A 1435-nucleotide genomic window follows, 5' to 3' on the forward strand; every position below is an offset into this window, starting at 1 on the left:
GCCCTACCTTTGTAAGTGCTGTTTCGACAGTGCCTGACAGAAGCATTCCGGTGCGCAAGAATGTGAGTCAGGCGGCGGGAGGGGATGGTTTTCATGCTAGCTGCCATCCATGGCTCCGGAGGCGTATCCCCCCTCATCGCCATCCCTTTTTGACCACTGATTAGGCGCTGCGAACTATCGCTATGTAGGGCAGGGTTGGCAGAAAAGGGTTGCCTGTATTTCCGGAAAGGAGAAACTCCATGACGAATGTAGGCATTGATGTTGCCAAGGAGGTGCATTGGGTATGTGCAGTGGATGCCGATGGCGTCGTGCTGCTGAATCACCGGCTCCTGAACAGTCCGGCCGACATGCAAAGGCTGGTGGACGAGTTGCTCAGGCTGCCCGGCCCTGTGCGGATCGGGATTGACATTCTCGGCGGTATTGCCTCGCTGATCCAGGCTGTCGTACTGCAAGCGGGTTTTGAATTGCTTCATGTTCCGGGCATTGCGGTGAACCGTGCGCGGGAGGGAACAGTTGGTGGTGAGGCCAAGAGTGATCCTCGTGATGCGCGAGTGATTGCCGATCTGGTGCGCACCCGACGGGACCTGCGCAAGGTTGCAGCGGAGAGCGAAATTGATATTGAATTGCGATTGCTGGTCTCCCGGCGTCGGGATCTGACTGAAGAGCAGACGCGCAGGCTGGCCCGAATGCACGACCTTCTCGTAAGCATCTTTCCTGAACTCGAGCACTGCCTGGATCTGCGTCGCAAGACGGACCTCACCATGCTTCGCTGCTGGGTCACGCCCCAGGAGTTCCGCGATGCGACTGATGAGGAGATCCGTGGCCAGATGGAATCGGTCAAGGCTCGCTCGTTTGCACGCAAGATCATGGTTCAGGCGAAAGCCTGTGCAGAGCGACAAACGGTTGCCTTGCCGGGCGAACGCCTGACGTCCAGTCTTCTGAAGGAACTGGCTGACGAGGCGCTGCGCAACCGTCAACGCGAAGCGGAACTGGATCGGGACATCGAAGCGCGGTTGACCGGCCACCCTGATGCCGCCCTCATCCGCAGCCTGCCCGGCATGGGGGCGTTGCTGACAGCTGACTTCATCGCTGTGGCAGGTTCGATTGCGCGTTTCCGGTCTGCTGATGCCCTTGCTTCGGCAGCGGGTCTGGCCCCCGTGCTCAAGCAATCCGGGAAATCCAGCTGGCTTAAGCGGCCGCGAAAAGGCGACAGGCAGCTCAAAAGGATCTTCTATCAGTCTGCCTTCGCATCGCTTCGCTGCGAGGAAAGCGCGGCCTTCTACGCGCGCAAACGCAAGGAAGGAAAGCGGCATCATCAGATCATCATTGCGCTCGCCAGGCGACGGGTGAACGTGCTGTGGGCGATCCTGCATAACAGGACGCCCTACACACCCGGATCTATGGTGACTTCTTGACAAAAACATTAGGCCGCCTC

1 protein-coding gene is annotated in these 1435 nt (G+C 59.0%); it reads left to right on the forward strand.

Going from position 1 to position 1435, the window contains the following annotated elements; all coding sequences use genetic code 11:
• Positions 1–239 precede the first annotated feature (239 nt).
• Positions 240–1415 carry an IS110 family RNA-guided transposase gene (locus P0D80_RS50135; protein ID WP_408296178.1) on the forward strand — a complete coding sequence of 392 codons (1176 nt, stop codon included), beginning with the start codon at positions 240–242 and terminating at the stop codon, positions 1413–1415.
• Positions 1416–1435 lie beyond the last annotated feature (20 nt).

Source organism: Paraburkholderia sp. RL17-373-BIF-A (genome assembly GCF_046030175.1).
Taxonomy (GTDB): Bacteria; Pseudomonadota; Gammaproteobacteria; order Burkholderiales; family Burkholderiaceae; genus Paraburkholderia.